This window comes from Achromobacter sp. DMS1, from assembly GCF_001270295.1.
On sequence record NZ_LHSJ01000081.1, the window covers coordinates 1 to 22,848 of the forward strand.

A 22,848-nucleotide genomic window follows, 5' to 3' on the forward strand; every position below is an offset into this window, starting at 1 on the left:
GGAGCCGGCCGGCATGGACGGCCACGATCTCGGCCTCGCAAGGCTCGAGCCTGGCGCCCCGGGCCATCTGTTCGGCGTAGCCGCCGAACCGGTTTCTGAGGACGTCTTCGGGATCGCCGGTGTGCAGGATGAGCACGGGCAGGGGGGTGACAGGGTCGGAAGCGGCAGAAGTCATGGGGAGAAAAGGGCGACGGGCGCGCGGGACGGCCCGCGGCGCCGATGGTCAACGCGGACATGATAATGCACGGCGTGCGAGGGCGGGCGTTTCCGTTCCGTCCCGGAATACGTACAATCACCTGACTCACAACCTACTTACAGGCGACCCGGACATCATGTGGATTTGGCTTGGGCTGGCCGCGCTGGCGCTCATCGGGGAGCTGGCCACGGGAACCTTCTATCTGCTGCTGGTGGCCCTCGGATTGGCCGCCGGCGGCGTGGCGGCATGGTTCGGCGCCCACATCGAATGGCAGCTCGTCGCCTGCGGCGTGGTGGTGCTGCTGGGGCTGGCGGCGCTGCGCAAGGCGCGCGTCCTGAAAAAGCGCGAAGTCGATCCCGGCCGCAACGCCGACGTAAACCTGGACATCGGCCAGACCGTCATGGTCGATGCCTGGGCCGCCAACGGCACGGCGCGGGTCTGGTACCGCGGCGCGCACTGGCAGGCCGAGCTTGCCGCCGGCAGCCGGCCCACGGCGGCGAGCACGTCATCACCGAGCTGCGGGGCACGCGCCTGGTGCTCACCCCCAAGGACGCGACGGGCGGCCGCTAGGGCCGCCGCCCGGAGGAGCGCACGGCCGGAGGGCGCACCGCCAAGAGGGCGCGCCGCCAAGAGGGCGCACCGCATTTCCCATTCGTAATGAGGGTTCTATCATGATCGAGACATCCACCATCGTCCTGCTCGTCATCGTGGCGCTGGCCATCCTGATCGTCGTCAAGGCGATCGCCATCGTTCCGCAGCAGCATGCCTGGGTCGTCGAGCGGCTGGGCAAGTTCGACCGGGTGCTGTCTCCCGGGGCGGGCTTCGTGATTCCCTTTGTCGAGCGGGTGGCCTACCGGCACTCGCTCAAGGAAATTCCGCTGGACGTGCCCAGCCAGGTCTGCATCACGCGCGACAACACGCAGCTGCAGGTGGACGGCGTGCTGTACTTCCAGGTCACGGACCCGATGCGCGCGTCCTACGGCTCGTCGAATTACATCTCCGCCATCACGCAGCTCGCGCAGACCACGCTGCGCTCGGTCATCGGCAAGATGGAGCTCGACCGCACTTTCGAGGAGCGCGAAGCCATCAACAGCACCATCGTGTCGTCGCTGGACGAGGCGGCGCTCAACTGGGGCGTGAAGGTGCTGCGCTACGAAATCAAGGATCTGACTCCGCCCAACGAGATCCTGCGCGCGATGCAGGCGCAGATCACGGCCGAGCGCGAGAAGCGGGCCCTCATCGCCGCGTCCGAAGGCCGCCGCCAGGAGCAGATCAACATCGCCACCGGCGAGCGCGAGGCGGCCATCGCCCGCTCCGAGGGCGAGAAGCAGGCGCAGATCAACCAGGCTCAGGGCGAGGCGGCGGCGGTGCTGGCCATCGCCGAGGCCACGGCCAAGGCCATCACGCAGGTGGCCGGCGCCGTGCGCCAGCCGGGCGGCATGGAGGCGGTGAACCTCAAGGTGGCCGAGCGCTACGTCGAGGCGTTCGGCAACGTGGCCAAGGAAGGCAACACCCTCATCCTTCCGGCCAATCTGTCGGACGTGGGCGGCATGATCGCCTCGGCCATGACCATCGTGAAGTCCACGCGCAATCCCTGAACCCGCGTTCCGGCGCGCCGCGCATGATCGCTCCCGTCCACCTGCTGCTGACCGCCGTGCTGGCAGGGGTCCTGGCGCTGTGCGTGCTGGGGTCGCTGGCGCGCAGCGGCATGGCGGGCATCGCCGACACCATGCGCGCCAATGTGCTGCTCGTGCTGTCCATGCCTCTGCTGGCGCTGCAGCAGTATGAAGCGCCGCTGTGGCTATGCGTGATCCTGGCCAACGCGGGCGTGGCGCTGGCGCTGGGCGCCGACATCGGGACTGCGGCGCGCGCTCGGGCTGCGGGTGCCGCGCCGCCTGATGGCGCTGTGCTGCGCGGCGCGCTGGGCGCGCTGGTCTACTACACCTATGCGGCGCGTCGATGCCGCGACGGGTGGCGGCGATGTCGTGCCTGATGCTGGCCTTCATGCTGGGCACGGCGGCGTCGGCGCGGCGCGCCATGCCCAACAACCGTTCCGGCTACAGCTACCGCTACGTCTGGTGGGTGGGCGTGGCGCTGGCGGCGGTCTGCGGCGGACGCGCCGTGCTGTACCTGGCCGAGGTGATGCAGGCGCAGAATGCCCTCGACCTCAAGGCCTGGAACGCCGTCTTCATGGTGCCCAGCGTGCTGGCCATGCCGTGCCTCACCATGGGCACCATCATGATCATCCACGACCGCATGCTGGCCGAGCGCGAGCGGGAGGCCAACACCGATTTCCTGACGGGCCTGATGTCGCGCAAGGCGTGGTGGCTGCAGGCCGAGCGCTGCTGCGCGCACGCCCTGCGCACACGCCGGCCGCTGGCGCTGATGCTGCTCGACATCGACCATTTCAAGCAGATCAACGATACGCTCGGGCATGCGGCGGGGGATGCGGTGCTGCGCCATTTCGGGCTGCTCGCCACGGCCACGCTGCGCGCGGGCGATCACGTGGGAAGGGTCGGGGGAGAGGAGTTCGGCGTGCTGTTTCCCGACATGCGCGCCGAGGCCGCGATGGAAGCCGCGGGCCGGCTGCTGGCGTCGGTCAGGCGCACGCCGTGCAGCCATGCGGATGGGGCGATTTCGTACACCTTCAGCGCGGGCGTGGCGGATTGGGTGCCGGGCGAGAATCTGCAGGGGCTGTATGCGCGCGCCGATGCCGCGCGCTCTACGCGGCCAAGGCGGCAGGCCGCAATCGCGTCGAAGGGCCGGGCGCGCCCGCGCAGTCGCTGGCGGCCGCGGCCTGAGGCTCAGCTATCGCGCCGCGAGCGCGTATCGTGCTTCATGATGCGTTCTTTCTCGCGCTGCCAGTCTTTCTCGCGGGCGGTGTCGCGCTTGTCGTAGAGCTTCTTGCCGCGGCCCAGCGCGAAGTCCAGCTTGATGCGTCCGTTCTTGTAGTGCAGGTTGAGCGGCACCAGCGTGTAGCCGCGCTGTTCCACCTTGCCGATCAGCTTGCTGATCTCCTCGGCCTTGAGCAGCAGCTTGCGCGTGCGCATGGCGTCGGGATGAATGTGCGTGGAGGCGGTGGGCAGCGGGCTGACGTGCATGCCCAGCAGGTAAAGCTCGCCGTCGCGCACGATGACGTAGCTTTCCTTGAGCTGCACGCGGCCTTCGCGGATGGCCTTGACTTCCCAGCCTTGCAGGACGAGGCCCGCTTCGTAGCGGTCTTCGATGAAATAGTCGTGTGAGGCCTTGCGGTTGTCGATGATGCTCATAAAGCCGGAATGAGTGTGAAGCCGGATTGCGGCGGGCCGGCAGCGCGCGGGTCCGACGGGGGGAGCTGATCGCGCGGGTCTGATCCCTCAAATCTTCGGGAAGGCTTGCCGGTTCTTGTCGCCGGTCTTGCCGCCGCGCGATCGGGCCGGGCCGGCCCGGACTGCCCGGTGCCGGTAAAATCCCGTCATTCTAGCCATTTGCGATAGCCGATGCACAAAGTCCAACGCTCCGTCCTCGTGCCCTACAGCGCCGCCCAGATGTTCGACCTGGTGGCCGACGTGGAAAAGTACCCCGAGTTCATGCCCTGGTGCGGGGGCGCGGAGGTGCAGCGCCGCGACGAGCACGGCATGCAGGCGTCCATCCTCATCAGTTTCGCGGGCATGAAGCAGCGCTTCACCACGCGCAACACGCACGATTACCCGCGCCGCATCGACCTGGAACTGGTGGACGGGCCGTTTTCCAGCCTGGCGGGGCACTGGGAATTCCAGGCGCTGGCCGAGGACGCCTGCAAGGTGTTGTTCACCATGGAGTACGCATTCTCGAACCGGCCGCTGGAGATGGTGGTGGGCCCCGTGTTCAACCGCATCGCCACCAGCTTCATCGATTCGTTCACCAAGCGCGCGCAGGCCAAGTATGGGGAATGACGCCACCGTGAAAGTCCGTGTCTGCCACGCGCAGCCGGGACGGGCCTGGGCTCGAGCTGACGCTGCGCCGGCGCCACNGCGCGCGCTTGCGCCACCAATCCCGTCGCCCTGGCCATCCCCTGGCCACCGCGTCGCGCGCACCGACGGCTCGCTGGCCGGCTACCGCTGGGGCATCGACCGCAAACGCGAACTCATCGCCCGCGAAGCCCGCAACGCCCATCCCGCGCCAGACCCCGCCCGCGCCTGAAACGCGCCGCGCCAACAAAAAAAACGGCGCCCTCACGGGCGCGGGGGCTTCTCGACTCAATCTCCCTCGCGCGGCCCCCGCAAGACACGAGGGCCCAAAACCAGAACGTTCCCCAAGCCGGGGGCGCGTGGATCCGGCTTTGCCGGTCCACGGCGCCTCGGCGGTGGACCGGCTACTTCGCCAGGCGCTGCCAGGTATCCACCACCGTGTCGGGGTTCAGCGACATGGAGAGAATGCCCTCGTCCTTCAGCCATTGGGCGAAGTCGGGGTGATCGCTGGGGCCCTGGCCGCAAATGCCCACGTACTTGTTGGCCGCCAGGCACGCCTTGATCGCGCGGCGCAGCATGAACTTCACGGCCTCGTCGCGTTCGTCGAAATCGGCGGCCAGCAGCTCCATGCCGGAGTCGCGGTCCAGGCCCAGCGTGAGCTGGGTCATGTCGTTGGAGCCGATCGAGAAACCGTCGAAGTACTGCAGGAACTCGTCGGCCAGGATGGCGTTGGAAGGCACTTCGCACATCATGATGAGCTTCAGGCCATTCTCGCCGCGCGCCAGGCCGTGCGCGGCCAGCAGCTTCACCACGCGATCCGCCTGGCTCAGCGTGCGCACGAACGGCACCATGATCTCGACGTTGGTCAGGCCCATTTCGTCGCGCACCTTCTTGAGCGCCTCGCATTCCATGCGGAAGCACTCGGCGAAGTCCTCGGCGATGTAGCGCGAGGCGCCTCGGAAGCCCAGCATGGGGTTCTCTTCCTCGGGCTCGTAGCGCGAGCCGCCCACCAGCTTGCGGTATTCGTTCGACTTGAAGTCGGACATGCGCACGATGACCGGCTTGGGATAGAACGCCGCCGCGATGGTGGCCACGCCTTCGGCCATCTTCTCCACGAAGAAAGCGCGCGGGCTGGCATGGCCGCGGGCGGCCGATTCCACGGCCTTCTTCAGCTCGCCGTCCACGTTCGGATAGTCCAGCACCGCCTTGGGGTGGATCCCGATGTTGTTGTTGATGATGAACTCCAGGCGGGCCAGGCCCACGCCGGCGTTGGGGATCTGCGCGAAGTCGAAGGCGAGCTGGGGGTTGCCCACGTTCATCATGATCTTCACGTCGATGGCCGGCATTTCGCCGCGGCGGACTTCCTCGACCTCGGTCTCGATCAGGCCGTCGTAGATGCGGCCTTCGTCGCCTTCGGCGCACGACACCGTCACGGACTGGCCCTCCTTCAGCACGTCGGTGGCGTTGCCGCAGCCGACCACGGCCGGGATGCCCAGCTCGCGCGCGATGATGGCTGCGTGGCAGGTGCGGCCGCCGCGGTTGGTGACGATGGCGGAGGCGCGTTTCATCACCGGCTCCCAGTTGGGATCGGTCATGTCGGTGACCAGCACGTCGCCGGCCTGGACCTTGTCCATGTCGGAAATGTCGGCCACCACGCGCACCGGGCCCGAGCCGATCTTCTGGCCGATGGCGCGGCCGGTGATCAGCACCTGGCCGGTGGCCTTCAGGCGGTAGCGCTGCTGCACGTCATGGCCGGCCTGCTGCGACTTCACGGTTTCGGGGCGCGCCTGCAGGATGTAGAGCTTGCCGTCGATGCCGTCGCGGCCCCACTCGATGTCCATCGGACGGCCGTAGTGCTTCTCGATGATGACCGCGTAGCGGGCCAGCTCGATCACTTCGTCATCGGTGAGCGAATAGCGGTTGCGTTCCGACACGGGGACGTCCACCGTGCGAACGGCCCGGCCGCCAGGGCGTTCCGGGTCGAATTCCATTTTGATGAGCTTGGAGCCGATGCGCCGGCCCACGATGGGCTGGTGGCCGCTGGCCAGCGTGGGCTTGAACACATAGAACTCGTCGGGATTCACGGCGCCCTGCACCACGGTTTCGCCCAGGCCGTAGGACGAGGTGATGAACACCACGTCCTGGAAGCCCGACTCGGTGTCGATGGTGAACATGACGCCGGCGCTGCCCTTGTCGGAACGCACCATGCGCTGCACGCCGGCCGAAAGCGCCACGTCGGCATGGGCATAGCCCTTGTGCACGCGGTACGAGATGGCGCGGTCGTTGTAGAGCGAAGCGAACACGTGGCGGATCTTGTCCAGCACGTCGTCGATGCCCACCACGTTGAGGAAGGTTTCCTGCTGCCCGGCGAACGAGGCGTCGGGCAGGTCTTCGGCGGTGGCGGACGAACGCACGGCGAACGAACCCTTGCCGTCGGCGTCCAGCGCGGCGAAAGCGTCGCGGATCTGCTTTTCGAACTCAGGGGAGAACGGCGCGTCGACGATCCACTGGCGGATCTCGGCGCCCGCCGAGGCCAGTTCGCGCACGTCTTCCGGATTCAGCGCGGCCAGCCTGTCGGCAATGCGCTTGTCCAGCCCGGAAGCCTTGAGGAAATCGCGGAATGCTTCCGCGGTGGTGGCGAAACCGCCCGGCACGCGCACGCCCGCGCCCGCGAGCTGGCTGATCATTTCGCCCAGTGATGCGTTCTTGCCTCCTACCGAGTCCACGTCCGTCATGCGGAGCTGCTCGAACGAAACGACATACGACATTGAAGTCACCTTTTACAATGGAATGAAAGCGAGTTTGGTCAGGGTATGGATCGAGCCATCCACACGCTGACCAAACTGGCCTGGAACCGCCCCTTGGGGTGACTTATCGGGGCCTGATTGTACTCGGTGGAGCACATCCGGCCATCCGCCCGGTTGGAATTTTTTACACATGACATCAAGCCCCAACGCCCGCGTCGTATACATCGTTTCGGACAGCACCGGCATCACCGCCGAGACGTTCAGCCAATCCGTGCTCTCGCAGTTCGAGGGGGTGGAATTCAAGCCCGTGCGGCTGCCCTTCGTCGACACCCTGGAAAAAGCCGCCGAGGTGGCCGCCCGCATCGACCGCAGCGCCCAGGACACGGGCGTGCCGCCCATCGTGTTCAGCACCCTGGTCAACCCCGACATCCTGGCGCGCGTTCGCCAGGCGAACGGCATTTTCCTCGACCTGTTCGGAACCTTCGTGAGCCACATCGAGCAGGCGCTGGGTCTCAAATCCAGCCATTCCATCGGCCGCTCGCACATGGCGGCCAACTCGGAAAAGTACCGCAATCGCATCGACGCCATCAACTTCAGCCTGGCCCACGACGACGGCCAGTTCGTCAACCAGCTCGACCAGGCCGACGTGATCCTGGTCGGGGTGTCGCGCTGCGGCAAGACCCCCACCAGCCTCTACCTCGCCATGCAGTACGCTGTAAAGGCGGCCAACTTCCCGCTCACGCCCGACGACTTCGAGCGCGGCGCCCTGCCCTCCACCATCGCCCCCTACCGCTCCAAGCTCTTCGGCCTGTCCATCCAGCCCGAGCGGCTGGCGGAAGTGCGCAACGAACGCCGCCCCAACAGCCGCTACGCCCAGCTCGAGCAGTGCCGCTACGAGGTGGCCGAGGCCGAACGCATGATGCGCCGCGAAGGCATCTCGTGGCTGTCCACCACCACCAAGTCCATCGAGGAAATCTCCACCACCGTGCTGCAGGAAGTCGGGCTGGACAAGGCCTGAGCCCAGAGGCGGCTCGGGCAGCCCCGAGCCGATCCGAGGTCCCGAGGATGCAGGGCGCGGCGCGCCCGCTCTTGCCGGCGGGCCGCGGCCGGGGCCGGGCTCAACGCCCGCCGTGGCGCAGGGCCTGGCGGCGCTGTTCGAAGAGGCAGATGGCGGCGGCCGCGCCACGTGAGCGACTCCACCGCGGCCGCGTCATGCGGAATGCGCACTTTCAGGGCGGCGGCGGCCAGCAGCTCGGGCGCCACGCCCTGGCCTTCGTGGCCGAACACCCAGGCGCAGCGGCCCGGGCAGGCTGCGTCGTACAGGTCGCGCGGCGCCTTCCAGGGCGGTGGCGACCAGCGGCACTTTCAGCCGCGGCAAGAGCGCGGGCAGATCCGCGTGCTCGTGGATGGCCAGCGCGAAATGCGCGCCCTGGCCGCTGCGCAGCACTTTCGGCGACCACTGCCGCCGCCCGTGCCCGTGGCCAGGAACACCCGCCGCACGCCCGCCGCGGCGCAAGTGCGCAACAGGGTGCCGACATTGCCGGGATCCTGGATCCGGTCGAAGAGCACGCAGTTCTCCTCGACAGCGGCCGGCATGGCCGGCGCGGGCGGGCGAACCACGAAAGCCACGCCCTGCCCGCTTTCCACGCTGGCCAGCACACGCATCAGCCGCCCGTCCAGGGCCAGGCAGCGTTCGGCCGGCACCTGGCGCGCCAGGGCGGCGATTTCGGGCGCGTCCAGGCGCGCGGCGTCGAACACGGCCTGCTCGGGCGCGCCGTGGCGCTGCAGCCACGCCTGGCACAGATGCACGCCGTCCAGCAGCACGGCTTCGCCGCGTTTTCCGGCGTGCGCGGCCAGGCGAGCCAGCGCCTTCACGGCGGGATTCTCGCGCGAGCTGACGTATTTCATGCGACCAGGCCGAAAGCCTTGATGGGCGCGAAGCTGCGCCGGTGCTCGGGGCACGGGCCGTGCAATCGCAGGCGTTCCAGGTGCAGCGGCGTGCCGTAGCCCTTGTGCTGGTCGAAGCCGTACTGGGGATATTGCTCGTGCAGCCGCAGCAGATCGGCGTCGCGGGCGGTCTTGGCCAGGATGGACGCCGCGGAAATGGCCGGCACCCGCGCGTCGCCCTTGATGACGGTCTGCACGGTGCAGCCCAGCCGGGGCGCCTGGTTGCCGTCCACCAGGGCGAGCTGGGGCGCGGTGGCCAGCCCCCGCACGGCGCGCTGCATGGCCAGCATGGTGGCGCGCAGGATATTCAGGCTGTCGATTTCGGCCACGCTGGCGCAAGCCACGGACCAGGCCCAGGCTCGCGCCCGTATCTCCAGCGCCAGGGCCTCGCGCGTTTCGGCCTTGAGCGCCTTGGAGTCCGCCAGGCCGGCGATGGGACGGTCGGGATGCAGAATGACGGCCGCCGCGTAAACGGCCCCCGCCAGCGGGCCGCGGCCGGCCTCGTCCACGCCGGCGGTCACCAGCGCGGGCTGTGCGGGCGCGGAGAAAAGCTCAGGCTGCTCCATCAGCCACCTCCAGGATCGCCTGGGCCGCCAGCGCCGGCGTATCGCGCAGCAGCTCCTGGTGCAGGGCCGCGAAGCGCGATTCGATGCGCGCGGCCAGCGCCTCATCGGTGAGCGCGGCCCAGGTCGCATCGGCCAGTTTCTCAGGCGTGGCGTCGTCCTGCAAGAGTTCGGGCACGGCGAAATCGCGCAGCAGCACATTGGGCAGCCCCACCCAGGGCAGGTAGGGCCGCTGCTGGCCGGATTTCCAGGCCATGATGCGTCGCATCCAGGGCGAGAGCACGTAGGAGATCACCATGGGCCGCTTGTACAGCGCGGTTTCGAGCGTGGCGGTGCCGCTGGCCACCAGCACGGCGTTGCTGGCCTCCATGACCGACCAGGCCACCGGCGCCTGGCGCTCGCCTTGCGCGCCATGAAGGTCCTGGGCGGTGATGCAGCGCAGCCCGGGCACCGGGTGGCGGGCCAGGATGGCCTGGAATTCCTCGCGACGCTGGTCGTTCACCATGGGCACCACGCACTGCAGGGCCGGATCGCGCTTGAGCAACCGCTGGGCGGCCTGCAGGAAGCGAGGGGCCAGTAGGCGGATCTCGGACGAGCGGCTGCCCGGCAGAATGGCCAGTACGCGGGCATGCGGATCGATGCCCAGGCGCGCGCGGGCGGCGGCCCGGTCGGGCTCCATGGGAATGGCGCCGGCCAGTGGATGGCCGACATACGTCACCGGAATGCCTTCCTTGCGGTAGATCTCTTCCTCGAACGGAAACAGCACCAGCATGTGCGACACCGCGGCCTTGATCTTGTGGATGCGCTCGTAGCGCCAGGCCCAGATGGAGGGCCCCACGAAATGCACGGTGGGCGTGCCGGCCTCGCGCAACTGCTGCTCCAGCCGCAGGTTGAAGTCGGGCGCGTCGATGCCGACGAACACGAGGGCGGTTCGGCCAGCCAGCGCTGCTTCACGTCGCGGTACGTACCCAGCAGGCTGGGCAGCCGCTTGAGGGCGTCCACGTAGCCGAACACGGTCAGCGCATGCATGGGATGCCAGGCCTCGAAATCCTGCGCCTGCATCTGCGGCCCGCCGATGCCCGCGCAGGCCAGGTCGGGCTGGCGCGCGCGCAGGCCGGCAATGATGCGGCCGGCCAGCAGGTCGGCCCGAAGGCTCGCCAGCCACCATGCCGATGCGCACGGTCATGGGCGGATGATGCCGCGCGAGGCGACGTCCAGGAAGTCGAGCATGACCTGCAGGTGCTCGGCTACCTCGGGTTCGGCCTGCTGGCGCGCGCGCAGTTCGGCGCGCGCGGCGTCCAGCGCGAGCCCGCGCCGGTAGATGATCTTGTAGGCGTCGCGCAGGGCCGAAATGGCGGCGGCCGAAAAGCCGCGGCGCTTCAGGCCCTCGACGTTGATGCCCACCGGGCGGCACGGGTTGCCCGCCGCCAGCACGAACGGCGGCGTGTCCTGCATGAGCGAGCTGTTGCCGCCCGTCATGCTGTGCGCGCCGATGCGCGAAAACTGGTGCACGCCGGTCAGTCCGCCCACGATAGCCCAGTCGCCCACGTGCACGTGGCCGCCCAGCTGCACGGAGTTGGCCAGGATGGTGTTGTTGCCGACGTGGCAATCGTGGGCGATGTGCACGTAGGCCATGATCCAGTTGTCATTGCCCAGCGTGGTGACCCCTCCATCCTGCACGGTGCCGGTATTGAAGGTCGTGAACTCGCGCACCGTGTTGCGGTCGCCGATTTCCAGCCGCGTGGGCTCGCCCTTGTACTTCTTGTCCTGCGGCATGCCGCCGATGGAGCAGTAGCGGTAGAAACGGTTGTCGCGTCCGATGGAGGTCACGCCGTCGACCACGCAATGCTCGCCGATGTGCGTGCCCGCGCCGACGGTGACGTTCGGCCCGATGACGGTGTAGGCGCCGATGACGGCGCTGGGGTCGATCTTGGCCGCCGGGTCGACGATGGCGGTAGGATGGATGTTCCCGGGCATTTACTCTTCCAGGCTGCGGATCGCGCACATCAGCTTGGCCGACGCCACTTCCTGCCCATCGACCAGGGCGCGCGCTTGGTACTTACAGATGCTGCGGCTCAGGCGCTCGGCTTCCACTTCGATGCGCAACTGGTCGCCCGGCACCACGGGGCGGCGGAAACGCGCGCCGTCGATGCCCACCAGATAATACGCCGTCTTGGAGCCTTCGCACTTCAGGCCGCCGTTTTCGTCGGTGAACGAAAACAGCGCGGACGCCTGGGCCATGGCTTCGACGATGAGCACGCCCGGCATGACCGGATGGTGCGGGAAATGGCCAGTGAAGAACGGCTCGTTGATGGAGACGTTCTTGATGGCCACGATGGACTTTCCGGGGACCATTTCGATGACGCGATCGATCAGCAGCATCGGATAGCGATGCGGCAGCCTCTCCATGATCCCCTTGATGTCGAGTTCCATTTTTGTATGAATTCCTGCGAAATGAAATGAATCGGGCGGCGCGCGCCAGGGCCGGTGCGGACCGGCCCTACTCCTTTTCCAGCGCGCGCACGCGACGGCGCAACTGCGCCAATTGTTGTATCACGGCGGCGTTGCGCTGCCATTCGCCGTGTTCCGCGTAGGGGTAGACCCCCGTGTAGCGGCCGGGCTTCGTGATGTTGGACGTCACCGCCGTGCCGCCCGAAATGTGCACGTCGTCGCCCAGCGTGAGGTGGCCCGACAGCATGGCCGCGCCGCCTATGGTGCAGCGCTCGCCGATCGTGGTCGAGCCGGCCACGCCCACGCAGGCCGCCATGGCCCGTGGCGCCGATGCGCACGTTGTGCGCCACCATGATCTGGTTGTCGAGCTTCACGCCGTCGGACACGACGGTGTCTTCCAGCGCGCCGCGGTCGATGGTGGTGTTGGCGCCGATCTCGACGTCGTCGCCGATGGTCACGCCGCCCAGCTGCGGGATCTTGCCCCAGGCGCCCTTGCCCAGGGTGGGATCGGGCGCGAAGCCGAATCCGTCGGCGCCCAGCACGGCGCCGGCTGTGGATGATGCGCGCGCGCCCACCTTGACGCCCTCGTAGAGGGTGACGTTGGCATGCAGCCGGCTGGACGGGCCGACGGACGAACCCCGGCCGATCACACAGCCCGGCCCGAGCACGGTGCCGCGCCGATGCGCGCGCCCGGCTCGCTGACGCAGTTCGGCCCCACGCGGACCCCGTCCTCGATCACCGCATCGGAAGCCACCACGGCGGACGGATGCACCTCGCCCGGCAGCGCGGGGCGGCGTGCGGCGTCGAACCATTGCGCCACCCGAGCGTAGAGCAGGTAGGGGTGCTTGCACACGACCAGCGCCAGGCGCTCGCCGACGCCCTGCCCGGCCAGCGCGCCGGCTGCCTCGGGCCCGACGATGACCGCGCCCGCCCGGGTAGACCCGAGTTGGCTCTGGTAGCGGGGATTGGCCAGGAAGCTGATTTCTTCCGGGCCGGCGGATGACAGGGTGCCGATGCCGCGGACCCGAATCGCGTCCGCGCCGGAATGGCCGCCGATGCGCCAGTCCAGACCCTGGGTGTTGACGGCGCTCAGCAGCTCGTGAAGCGTGGGCGCGCGGGCATGATCCAGCAAGACCGGCATGGCGTGCGGATGCGGCTTACTTGCCCAGGCTCTGGATCACCTTGTCGGTGATGTCGATGCGGGGGTTGACCGTCACGGCGTCCTGGATGATCAGGTCGTAGTTTTCCTGCTCGGCGATGCGCTTGATGGCTTCGTTGGCCTTGGCCACGATGGCCGAGAATTCCTCGTTGCGGCGACGGTTGAAGTCTTCCTGGAATTCGCGGCGCTTGCGCTGCAGGTCAGTGTCCAGGTTGGACAGTTCGCGCTGGCGCTTCACGCGGTCGGATTCCGACAGCACGGGCGCGTCCTTGTCGAACTTCTCGGCCTGTGCGCGCAGATTGGAGCTCATGCGCTGGAGCTCGTCATCGCGCCTCTTGAATTCGGATTCGATCTTGCTTTGCGCCGTCTTGGCCGGGCCCGATTCGCGCAGGATCCGTTCCGTGTTCACGAAGCCGATCTTGGTGCCTTGCGCCTGGGCGGGAACCGCCGCCGAACCGAGAAGGAGCGCACCTACCAGAGCCAGCGAGCCGCCCAGCTTGCCCAGGCGCTTGCCGCCCGGAACGTTCGAGGATTTAAGTGCGAAATCAGACATCATGAAAATCTCACCTTCGAGTAAGGCAAAGCCAAAGTGTGTATTGTGCCACTAAACCGCAGGGGAGCCGGATCGGCGCCCCCTGCCCTTGTTTTCAAGCGTAACGGCCGCTCAGAACCCCGTTCCGATCTGGAACTGGAAGCTCTGCTTGTCGTCGCCCGACTTCGAGTTGAGCGGACGGGCATACGAAAGCTGCAGCGGCCCCATGGGCGACTGCCACGACAGGCCGATACCGGCCGAGAACCGCCAGCCGCACGGATCCTCGACCTCGGAGTTGTCCTTGCCCCGCGAGCACGACTGGCCGCTGCTGGCGCCCACCTGGCCTGCGTCCGTGAACAGGAACCAGCGCAGCGTGCGGTCTTTCGAGGCGCCCGGGAACGGCAGGAACAACTGGGCGTTGGCCACGATGCGGCGGGTGCCGCCCAGGTAGTCGCCCGTAACGGTATCGCGCGGGCCGAGCGACGAGCCTTCGTAGCCCCGCACCGTGCCGATGCCGCCGGCATACACGTTCTTGATGATCGGATACGCCTTGCTGCCGTAGCTGCGGCCCCAGTCCACCATGCCGTTCAGGGCCAGCGTATAGGCGCCGCCCAGCGGTACGAAATACTGCTGCTGCGCGCTCAGCATGTAGTACTGCAGGTCCACCGTGCCCAGATCGGCCTTCAGGCGGGTGTACGAGCCGCGCGTGGGCGCCAGCGCGCTGTCGCGCGTGTCCTTGCTCCAGCCGGCGTTGAAGATGACCGAATTGGTGGAGTCGCCGTACTCGTCCACGAAGTCGCGGTACGCCTTGGGCGAGTTGTCGTACAGGTCGATCTGGTTGTGCTCGAGGTTGGCGCCCAGGAAGATGCGGTCGTATTCCGAGATGGGCACGCCGAAGTTCATGCCCAGGCCCATGGACTTCACGCGGTAGTCGCCGTCGTTGTTGTTCCAGGGCTCGGTGACGCGGTAGTACGCCGACGTGGTGCGGCTGATGCCGTCCTTGGTCCAGTACGGATCGGTGTGCGAGAGCACCACCGCGCGGTTGGTCTTGCTGGTGTTCAGTTGCAGCGTCAGGTTGGTGCCGCTGCCGAAGACGTTGTCCTCGCTGATGCCCGCCGACAGGATGGCTTTTTCGGACGAGCCGTAGCCCACGCCCAGGTTGATCATGCCGGTGGGCTTTTCCTTCACGTCCACGTTGACGTCGACCTGGTCGGGCGAGCCCGGCACGGGGTCGGTCTTGACGTTGACGTCGCTGAAGTAGCCCAGGCGGTCGATACGGTCGCGGGAGGTCTTGATGTCTTTCGCGTCGTACCACGCCGCTTCCTGCTGGCGCATCTCGCGCCGCACCACTTCGTCGCGGGTGCGGGTGTTGCCGCCGATCTGGATGCGGCGCACGTAGACGCGGCGGCTCGGATCGACGTAGAAGGTCACGTCGGCCTCGTGCTTGGCGCGGTCGAGCTGCGGATTGGGGTTGACGTTGGCGAAGGCATAGCCCAGCTCGCCGAGGTAGTCGGTGATGGCCTTGGCGGAATCGTTGGCCTTGGCCGCCGAGAACGTCTCGCCCGGCTTGGTCTGCACGAGCTGCTCGATTTCCTTGTCCAGGCCCAGCAGGTTGCCGGCCAGCTTCACGCTGCGCACCTTGTACGGCTCGCCTTCATGCAGCGTGATCGTGATGCGGATGTCTTTGCGGTCGGGCGAAATCGTGACCTGCGGCGGCTCGACGGAAAACTCGAGATAGCCGCGGTCGAGGTAGAAGGAGCGCAGGCGCTCCAGGTCGCCCTCGAGCTTTTCGCGCGAATACTTGTCGGTGTCGGTGTACCAGGTCAGCCAGCCCGGCGTGGTGAGCTTGAATTCGTCGAGCAGGTCGCTCTCGGAAAACGCCTTGTTGCCCACGAAGCGGATTTCCTGGATGCGCGCCACCGCCCCTTCGAACACGTCGAAGCTGACGCCCACGCGGTTGCGCGGCAGCGGCGTGACCGTGGCGGTCACTTCGACGCCGTACTTGCCCTTGGAAAGGTATTGCTGCTTGAGTTCGTACTCGGCGCGCTCGAGCATGGAGCGGTCGAAGATGCGGCCTTCGGCGAAGCCCACCTGCGCCAGCGAGGTGATGATGGCCTTGGAGTCGAACTCGCGCATGCCGCTGAAATTGATCGACGCGATGGTGGGCCGCTCCTGGACCACCACGACCACGACGTTGTTCTCGGTTTCGATCTTGACGTCGGTGAAAAAGCCGGTGCCGTACAGGCGGCGGATGGCCTCGGTGGCTTCTTCCTCGGTGAACTGCTCGCCCACCTTGACCGGCAGGTACCCGAAGACGGTGCCGGGGTCGGTCCGTTGTATCCCTTCGACGCGGATATCCCGCACGACAAAAGGGTCGAAGGCATGGGCCATGGCCGGCGCCAGCAATGCGGCGATCAGACTCGGCAATACGCCCGGCAGTACACCCTTTTTGTGATGAAACATCCGGCGAAAAGACATCCTTGAGTATCCTCGGTCGTGCAAATGGCGGGGGATTTTATGCTAATTCGCGCCCGGTGTCGTGCCCCGGCCGCGCCTGCGCGCGGGGCGGGCGCTCCGGGCGGCGCACTAGGTGAACAGGCGCGTGAAGTCGTTGAAAAGAGCAAGGCCCATGAGGGCCACCAGAATGCCTAGCCCGGCGCGCTGTCCGATGCCGATCCAGCGCTCCGGCGGCGGGCTGCCCCGCACGATTTCGACGAGATAGTACAGCAGATGGCCCCCATCCAGCATGGGAATGGGAAGCAAATTCAGAACGCCGAGGCTGATGCTGATCAAGGCGATATAAGCGATGTACGCAACAATGCCGATGCGTGCGGTCTGGCCGGCGTAGTCGGCGATGGTGACCGGACCGCTGACGTTGCGCCAGGATACTTCGCCCAGGACCATGCGCCCCATCATGCGCAGCGAGAACCAGGCGGTGTCCCAGGTGCGCGCCGCGGCCCGCTGCAGGCTCTCGCCCAGACCGTAGCTGACCGTCACGCGGGGGATGTCCGCGCCCAGCTGCACGCCCAGGCGGCCGATTTCGCGGCCGTCGACCTTTTCGGCGCGGGGCGTCACGCCCACGGTGACGAGCGCGCCCTCGCGCTGCACGGACAGGGACATGTGGCGTCCCGCGCTTTCCTGGATGAGGCGCACGAGCTCGCCGGTGTCCGTGGCGGGCTGGCCGTCCGCCGCGACGATGCGGTCGCCCTGGCGCAGTCCGGCCGCCTGCCCTTCTCCGCCTTCGATGACCGAGCGCACCACCGGGCGAGGCTGGGCGAGCCGTATGCCGCCGCGGCCAGCGGATCTTCTCCGCCCGGGGCCATGTCGGTTGGGCGGGAGCATGAGCTCGCGCTCATGGGCCGCCCCCCGAGGGCGCGGCCACCTCGACCGCGCACGCGTCCGCCGGTGGACAGCTCGTCGAGCAGACGCAGCGGGCGTCCGTCCAGGAGGCGACTTCCTGGCCGTCGATGGAGAGAATGCGGTCGCCTTGCGCCAGCCCCGCCTGCGCGGCGGGCGTGCCCGCGGCCGGCTGGGCCAGGGATGGCCTGCGGCTCCTCGGTACCGGCGAGGTTCAGGGCCGGTGTAGAGCAGCACGGCGAGCAGCAGGTTGAAGACCGGGCCGGCCAGCACGATGGCGATGCGCTTGCCCACGGGCTGGGCGTTGAAGGCCCCGGCCGCCTCGGCCGCCGGCGCGCCGGGCGGCGCGTCGTCCTGCATCTTGACGTAGCCGCCCAGGGGCAGCGCCGAAATTGCCCATTCGGTGCCGTGCTTGTCGATGCGGCGCAGCACGACCCTGCCGAAACCCAGCGAAAAGCGCAGCACCCGGACGCCGCACAGCCGCGCCACCCAGTAGTGCCCGAACTCATGGAAGATGATCAGGGAGCCAAGCGCGATGGCAAAGGCCAGCAGGGTGAAAAGCATGGGGATCCGAACCTGGAAGGCGCGCCGGTCTCAGGCGAGCCCGAGGTTGCCGGCATAAGCCCGCGACTCCGCATCGAGGGCCAGTATGTCGTCGAGATCATCGAGCGTAACAGATGCCCGTCCGGCCTGCCACTCCAGGGCGGCCTCGATGACGCGGGGAATCCAGGTGTAGGCCAGGCGTCCGGCCAGGAATGCCGCCACCGCGACCTCGTTGGCGGCATTCAGCGCCACACAGGCAGCCTGCCCGGCGCGCAGCGCGTCGAACGAGAGCGCCAGGCACGGAAACCGCGCGAAATCCGGTTTTTCGAAGTCCAGCCGGCCCAGCCGCGCCAGGTCCAGCGGCCCCACCCCGCTGTCGATGCGTTCGGGAAAACCCAGCCCGTAGGCGATGGGGGTGCGCATGTCGGGCTGGCCCAGCTGCGCCAGGATGGAGCCGTCCTCGTACTCCACCATCGAGTGCACCACGCTCTGCGGATGGACCACCACCTCGATGCGCTCGGGCGGCATGGCGAACAGCCAGTGCGCCTCGATGACTTCCAGGCCCTTGTTCAGCATGGTGGCCGAATCCACCGAGATCTTGCGTCCCATGCTCCAGTTGGGATGGGCACAGGCCTGGGCCGGGGTGACGTCGTGCAGGTCTTCGAGATCGCGCCCGCGGAACGGGCCGCCCGAGGCGGTGAGCAGCAGCCGCCGCACGCCGGGCGCGGGCGCCTGGGGCGCGTCGCCCGTCCGCCATGCGGCAGACACTGGAAGATGGCGTTATGTTCGCTGTCGATAGGCAGCAGTTCGGCGCCGTTGTCGCGCACGGCCTGCATGAACAGCGTGCCGGCGGCGACCAGCGCCTCTTTGTTGGCGAGCAGCACGCGCTTGCCCGCGCGGGCGGCGGCCAGCGCCGCCGGCAGCCCGGCCGCCCCCACGATGGCCGCCATCACGGCGTCGCATTGCGGATCGGCCGCCGTCTCGGCCAGCGCCCGCGCACCCACGCGGATCTCGGGCGCCGGCCGGCCCGCCGGCCAGAGCTGCAGAAACTTCCTGCGCGCCGCGTCATCGGGCACCACCACCACCGCCGCGCCGCTGGCCTGCGCCTGCCGGGCCAGCCGGTCGATGCGGCTGTATGCCGACAGCGCATAGACCGCCAGCCGCTCCGGATGGCGCGCGATCACATCCAGCGTGCTTTCACCGATGGAACCCGTGGACCCCAGCACCACGACGCGTTGAAAAGCCGTCAAAACAACACTCCAGACAAAATTAGCGCAACCGGCGCGACCGGCAGGATCGCGTCGATGCGGTCGTACACGCCGCCGTGGCCCGGCAGCAGCCCGCTGGAATCCTTGCGGCCGGCGCGGCGCTTGAGCAGCGATTCGAACAGGTCGCCCATGATGGACACCACGCCGAGCAGCGCCGCCAGCGGCAGCGCCAGCCAGAATCCCCAGCGCGCCACCAGCGCGTGCCCGTAGCTGTCCTGCCAGAGGCTGGACAGGCCGATCCAGATCACGGCGCCCAGCACGCCGGCCACCGCGCCCTCCACCGTCTTGCCCGGGCTGACCCGCGGCGCCAGTTTACGCTTGCCGAAGGCGCGTCCGGCAAAGTATGCAGCGATGTCCGCCACCCACACCAGCGCCAGCAGCGACACCACGAACCCCGCGCCGCGGGNGACCGGGCGTTGCGCGGGCGGCGCGACAGGGCGGCGGCGCGATCCGCAAGGAGCGGTCCGCGGCAGGCAGGCGCACCGGAAAGTGTTGCCGGGTGCGGCGTGTCTGTAAGCCCGGCCGTGCCTTCGAGCAGCGATGCAGGTTCCGTGCGGATCGCGGATTAAGTTCTTGAAAACCCTGGTGTTTTCTCAAGAAATGCCCCGGCGGTCTGATGGCCCGGGCGGTGGCGACACCGCCCGGCGCAAGGTAGCCGGATGTCGCGGCCAACAAGGCATGGCCGGGTTATGAACCGCCCGTGAAACCATCCGCGCATGGCGCGGCTCTCGATCGTGACGGCTGTCTGGGTTTCATTGCCGCCTCGTGCGCGGTGCCTTCGGGCGCCGCGGCACGAGGCGGCGATCGGCGGCCCGGTTAAAATCCTGTAATCCCGCCATGAGGCGGGAAATCGCGCGCAGCACCACCCAGGGTGTCGGCCGGAGGCCAATGCAGGTGCGGCGCAAGAAACAACCCTTGGAGAATGTCATGTCCCTGATGCGCGAAATGCTGGAAGCGGGTGTCCACTTCGGTCACCAGACCCGCTACTGGAACCCCAAGATGGCCCCTTTCATCTTCGGCCATCGCAACAAGATTCACATCATCAACCTCGAAAAGACGGTTGAGAAGTACCTCGAAGCCACCAAGTTCGTGAAGCAGCTCGCCGCCCGCGGCGGCAACATCCTGTTCGTGGGCACGAAGCGCGCCGCCCGCGAACTGGTGGCCGCCGAAGCCGCCCGCTGCGGCATGCCCTACGTCGACGCCCGCTGGCTCGGCGGCATGCTGACCAACTTCAAGACGGTCAAGAGCTCGGTCAAGCGCCTGAAGGACATGGAAGCCGTGGTCGCCGAAGGCGGCGCCGAGCGCATGATCAAGAAGGAAGGCCTGCTGTTCCAGCGCGAACTGGAAAAGTTGAACAAGTCCATCGGCGGCATCAAGGACATGAACGGCTTGCCCGATGCGCTGTTCGTCATCGACGTCGGCTACCACAAGATCGCCATCGCCGAAGCCAAGAAGCTGGGCATCCCGGTCGTGGCCGTGGTTGACACCAACCACTCGCCCGAAGGCATCGACTACGTCATCCCTGGCAACGACGACTCGGCCAAGGCCATCGCGCTGTACGCCAAGGGCGTCGCCGACGCGGTGCTGGAAGGCCGCGAGCAGAACCTGAACGGCCTGGTCGAAGAGCTGGGCGAAGGCCAGGAAGAGTTCGTGGAAGTGCAGGACAACCAGGCCTGAGCCTGTCGGTCCGGCCGATAGCGTTCCGGGGCGCGCGCCGCCCCGGCCCGGCCGGCCTGCGAGGACGGGCTCCCGTCTTCCTCCGCCCGCCCCCCGCGGTGGGCGCCACACCGAATCAATCATTGCCCCGGCCTGCCGGGGCAAGTCTTAGCGAAATTTGGAGCAAACATGGCTGAAATTACCGCCGCCCTGGTCAAGGAACTGCGCGAAAAGACCGATGCGCCCATGATGGAGTGCAAGAAGGCCTTGACGGAGGCCGAAGGCGATCTGGCCCGCGCCGAAGAAATCCTGCGCGTCAAGCTGGGCAACAAGGCCAGCAAGGCCGCCGCCCGCGTCACGGCCGAAGGCCTGATCGGTCTGTTCATCTCTCCCGACGCCAAGAAGGGCGCCGTCATCGAAGTCAACTGCGAAACCGACTTCGTGGCCAAGAACGATGACTTCGTCGCCTTCGTGAACAAGCTGGCCGAGCTGGTCACCACGCAGAACCCCGCTGACGTGGCCGCGCTGTCCGCGCTGCCCTACGGTGAAGGCACCGTCGAAACCACCCGCACCGCCCTGATCGGCAAGATCGGCGAAAACATGACCATCCGCCGCTTCGAGCGCATCGAGACGCCGAACGCGCTGGCCAGCTACGTGCACGGCGGCCGCATCGGCGTGCTGGTCGAGTACGCCGGCGCCGAGGAAGTGGGCAAGGACCTGGCCATGCACATCGCGGCCACCAAGCCCAAGGCCCTGAACGCCGATGGCGTGCCGGCCGCCGACATCGCCGCCGAGCGCTCGGTCGCCGAGCAGAAGGCCGCCGAGTCGGGCAAGCCCGCCGAGATCGTCGCCAAGATGGTCGAAGGTTCGATCCAGAAGTACCTGAAGGAAGTGACGCTGCTGTCGCAGCCCTTCGTCAAGAACGACAAGCAGTCCGTCGAGCAGATGCTCAAGGAAAAGGGCGCTTCGATCAGCAAGTTCGTGCTGTTCGTCGTCGGCGAAGGTATCGAGAAGAAGACCAGCGATTTTGCCGCTGAGGTTGCCGCCGCTGCCGCCGGCCGCGCCTGAGCTGCAAGGTAGTGCTTAAGGGCCGGTGCTAGATATTTCTAGTCCGGCCTATTTCTTGTCTTACACTTTCGTCGGATTGTTCCTCGGGATATCTCCTATGAGCAGCAGATCATACAAACGGGTTCTTCTCAAACTTTCCGGCGAGGCGCTGATGGGCGAGGACGCCTTCGGCATCAACCGCGCCACCATCGTCCGCATGACCGATGAGATCGCCGAGGTTGCCGCCATGGGCGTCGAGCTGGCCATCGTCATCGGCGGGGGCAACATCTTCCGTGGCGTCGCCCCGGGGGCGCAGGGCATGGACCGCGCCACCGCCGACTACATGGGCATGATGGCCACCATCATGAACGCGCTTGCCCTGCAGGACGCGCTCAAACACAAGGGCGTGGACACCCGCGTGCAATCCGCCCTGAATATCGACCAGGTCGTCGAACCCTACATCCGGCCCAAGGCCCTGCGCTACCTGGAAGAAGGCCGGGTCGTCATCTTCGCCGCCGGCACGGGCAATCCGTTCTTCACGACCGATACCGCCGCCGCCCTGCGCGCGCCGAGATCGGCGCGGAGATCGTGCTGAAGGCCACCAAGGTCGACGGCATCTACAGCGCGGATCCCAACAAGGATCCCACCGCCACGCGCTATGCGCGCATCAGCTTCGACGAGGCCATCGTCCGCCGCCTCGAGGTCATGGACGCCACCGCTTTCGCGCTGTGCCGCGACCAGAAACTGCCGATCAAGGTGTTTTCGATCAACAAGTCCGGCGCGCTCAAGCGCGTGGTCGCCGGCGAAGACGAAGGCACGTTGGTACACGTTTAAAAAAGGAAATACCATGAGCGTCGCAGATATCCGCAAATCCGCAGAATCCAGGATGGTCAAGTCGCTTGAAACGCTCAAGACCAACCTGTCCAAGATCCGCACGGGCCGCGCCCACACCGGCATCCTGGATCACGTCCAGGTCGAGTACTACGGTTCGCCGGTGCCCGTGAGCCAGGTCGCCAACCTCAACCTGGTCGACGCGCGCACCATCAGCGTGCAGCCCTACGAGAAGAACATGGCCTCGGTCATCGAGAAGGCGATCCGCGAGTCGACCTGGGCCTGAACCCCATGTCCATGGGTGATACCATCCGCGTTCCCATGCCGGCCCTCACCGAAGAGCGCCGCCGCGATCTCACCAAGGTCGTGCGCAGCGAAGGCGAGGATGCCAAGGTCGCCGTGCGCAACCTGCGCCGCGAGGCCAACGACGCCCTGAAGAAACTCGTCAAGGACAAGGAGATCTCCGAGGACGACGAGCGCCGCGCCCAGGACGACGTCCAGAAGCTGACCGACCGCCATGTCGCCGAGATCGACAAGATGGTCGCCCAGAAAGAAGCGGAAATCATGACCGTATAATCGCTGGCGCCGCGCCGCCGCGCGGCGCGTCGCGCCGGACGGGCCG

Annotated in this window: 16 protein-coding genes and 8 pseudogenes; 11 read left to right on the plus strand and 13 right to left on the minus strand. The window is 67.4% G+C overall.

What is annotated here, in order from left to right; all coding sequences use genetic code 11:
• The first annotated feature begins 332 nt into the window (after nucleotides 1-332).
• The 4 genes and pseudogenes from AD428_RS11470 (at nucleotide 333) to AD428_RS11480 (ending at nucleotide 3,094) form a co-directional block, all read left to right on the plus strand.
• Nucleotides 333-766: pseudogene (locus AD428_RS11470) on the plus strand (NfeD family protein).
• 101 nt (nucleotides 767-867) lie between these two features.
• Nucleotides 868-1,794 carry an SPFH domain-containing protein gene (locus AD428_RS11475; RefSeq protein WP_053245249.1) on the plus strand — a complete coding sequence of 309 codons (927 nt, stop codon included), beginning with the start codon at nucleotides 868-870 and terminating at the stop codon, nucleotides 1,792-1,794.
• A gap of 23 nt (nucleotides 1,795-1,817) precedes the next feature.
• Entirely contained in the window at nucleotides 1,818-2,189 is a 372-nt protein-coding gene (locus AD428_RS27870) for a hypothetical protein (protein WP_235489886.1), read from the plus strand.
• On the plus strand, nucleotides 2,156-3,094 hold the full coding sequence (locus AD428_RS11480) for a GGDEF domain-containing protein (RefSeq protein WP_235489909.1): 939 nt from the start codon (nucleotides 2,156-2,158) through the stop codon (nucleotides 3,092-3,094). Before AD428_RS27870 ends, AD428_RS11480 begins: the two co-directional genes overlap by 34 nt.
• Here the strand turns inward: AD428_RS11480 and smpB are convergent.
• Entirely contained in the window at nucleotides 3,001-3,465 is a 465-nt protein-coding gene (gene smpB / locus AD428_RS11485) for an SsrA-binding protein SmpB (protein ID WP_053245250.1), read from the minus strand. The two genes, AD428_RS11480 and smpB, sit on opposite strands and share 94 nt — an antisense overlap.
• A gap of 210 nt (nucleotides 3,466-3,675) precedes the next feature.
• Here smpB and AD428_RS11490 point away from each other — a divergent pair, with 210 nt between their 5' ends.
• On the plus strand, nucleotides 3,676-4,110 hold the full coding sequence (locus AD428_RS11490) for a type II toxin-antitoxin system RatA family toxin (protein WP_053245251.1): 435 nt from the start codon (nucleotides 3,676-3,678) through the stop codon (nucleotides 4,108-4,110).
• Between the two features lie 78 nt (nucleotides 4,111-4,188).
• A pseudogene (locus AD428_RS24890) lies at nucleotides 4,189-4,357 on the plus strand (MGMT family protein); the annotation flags it as partial.
• Between the two features lie 172 nt (nucleotides 4,358-4,529).
• Here the strand turns inward: AD428_RS24890 and ppsA are convergent.
• Nucleotides 4,530-6,893: a phosphoenolpyruvate synthase gene (gene ppsA, locus AD428_RS11495; protein WP_053245252.1), complete on the minus strand. Its 2,364-nt coding sequence runs from the start codon at nucleotides 6,891-6,893 to the stop codon at nucleotides 4,530-4,532.
• Between the two features lie 169 nt (nucleotides 6,894-7,062).
• Here ppsA and ppsR point away from each other — a divergent pair, with 169 nt between their 5' ends.
• Nucleotides 7,063-7,890 (plus strand): posphoenolpyruvate synthetase regulatory kinase/phosphorylase PpsR, encoded by an 828-nt coding sequence (gene ppsR / locus AD428_RS11500; protein ID WP_053245253.1) that lies wholly within the window; start codon nucleotides 7,063-7,065, stop codon nucleotides 7,888-7,890.
• Between the two features lie 100 nt (nucleotides 7,891-7,990).
• Here ppsR and AD428_RS11505 read toward each other — a convergent pair.
• The 11 genes and pseudogenes from AD428_RS11505 to AD428_RS11555 form a co-directional block, all read right to left on the minus strand.
• Nucleotides 7,991-8,780, minus strand: a pseudogene (locus AD428_RS11505) (TrmH family RNA methyltransferase).
• Nucleotides 8,777-9,385: a ribonuclease HII gene (rnhB, locus tag AD428_RS11510; protein ID WP_053245254.1), complete on the minus strand. Its 609-nt coding sequence runs from the start codon at nucleotides 9,383-9,385 to the stop codon at nucleotides 8,777-8,779. Before rnhB ends, AD428_RS11505 begins: the two are co-directional and overlap by 4 nt.
• Nucleotides 9,372-10,568 (minus strand): annotated as a pseudogene (gene lpxB, locus AD428_RS11515) (lipid-A-disaccharide synthase). Before lpxB ends, rnhB begins: the two are co-directional and overlap by 14 nt.
• Nucleotides 10,565-11,359 carry an acyl-ACP--UDP-N-acetylglucosamine O-acyltransferase gene (gene lpxA, locus AD428_RS11520; protein WP_053245255.1) on the minus strand — a complete coding sequence of 265 codons (795 nt, stop codon included), beginning with the start codon at nucleotides 11,357-11,359 and terminating at the stop codon, nucleotides 10,565-10,567. Before lpxA ends, lpxB begins: the two are co-directional and overlap by 4 nt.
• Nucleotides 11,360-11,815, minus strand: a complete 456-nt coding sequence (gene fabZ, locus AD428_RS11525) for a 3-hydroxyacyl-ACP dehydratase FabZ (RefSeq protein WP_053245256.1) — start codon at nucleotides 11,813-11,815, stop codon at nucleotides 11,360-11,362. It abuts the gene before it with no gap.
• A 67-nt stretch (nucleotides 11,816-11,882) separates the two neighbouring features.
• Nucleotides 11,883-12,974, minus strand: a pseudogene (gene lpxD / locus AD428_RS11530) (UDP-3-O-(3-hydroxymyristoyl)glucosamine N-acyltransferase).
• A 16-nt stretch (nucleotides 12,975-12,990) separates the two neighbouring features.
• Nucleotides 12,991-13,548 carry an OmpH family outer membrane protein gene (locus AD428_RS11535; protein ID WP_053245257.1) on the minus strand — a complete coding sequence of 186 codons (558 nt, stop codon included), beginning with the start codon at nucleotides 13,546-13,548 and terminating at the stop codon, nucleotides 12,991-12,993.
• A gap of 108 nt (nucleotides 13,549-13,656) precedes the next feature.
• Nucleotides 13,657-16,002: an outer membrane protein assembly factor BamA gene (gene bamA / locus AD428_RS11540; protein WP_053245258.1), complete on the minus strand. Its 2,346-nt coding sequence runs from the start codon at nucleotides 16,000-16,002 to the stop codon at nucleotides 13,657-13,659.
• A 108-nt stretch (nucleotides 16,003-16,110) separates the two neighbouring features.
• On the minus strand, nucleotides 16,111-17,445 hold the full coding sequence (gene rseP / locus AD428_RS29915; RefSeq protein WP_432205846.1) for an RIP metalloprotease RseP: 1,335 nt from the start codon (nucleotides 17,443-17,445) through the stop codon (nucleotides 16,111-16,113).
• Between the two features lie 30 nt (nucleotides 17,446-17,475).
• Nucleotides 17,476-18,674: pseudogene (locus tag AD428_RS11550) on the minus strand (1-deoxy-D-xylulose-5-phosphate reductoisomerase).
• On the minus strand, nucleotides 18,671-19,098 hold a 428-nt coding region (locus tag AD428_RS11555; RefSeq protein ID WP_152968058.1), incomplete at its 5' end, for a phosphatidate cytidylyltransferase. The gene AD428_RS11555 and the pseudogene AD428_RS11550, both read right to left, overlap by 4 nt.
• Nucleotides 19,099-19,619: 521 nt before the next feature.
• Here AD428_RS11555 and rpsB point away from each other — a divergent pair.
• From rpsB to frr, 4 genes and pseudogenes are all read left to right on the plus strand, one after another.
• A complete protein-coding gene (gene rpsB, locus AD428_RS11560) occupies nucleotides 19,620-20,369 on the plus strand; it encodes a 30S ribosomal protein S2 (RefSeq protein WP_053245259.1) in 750 nt (249 codons plus the stop codon).
• Between the two features lie 168 nt (nucleotides 20,370-20,537).
• Complete coding sequence (gene tsf, locus AD428_RS11565) at nucleotides 20,538-21,416, plus strand: translation elongation factor Ts (RefSeq protein WP_053245260.1); 879 nt, start codon at nucleotides 20,538-20,540, stop codon at nucleotides 21,414-21,416.
• A 97-nt stretch (nucleotides 21,417-21,513) separates the two neighbouring features.
• A pseudogene (gene pyrH / locus AD428_RS11570) lies at nucleotides 21,514-22,229 on the plus strand (UMP kinase).
• A gap of 13 nt (nucleotides 22,230-22,242) precedes the next feature.
• Nucleotides 22,243-22,802 (plus strand): annotated as a pseudogene (gene frr, locus AD428_RS11575) (ribosome recycling factor).
• Nucleotides 22,803-22,848: the final 46 nt, after the last annotated feature.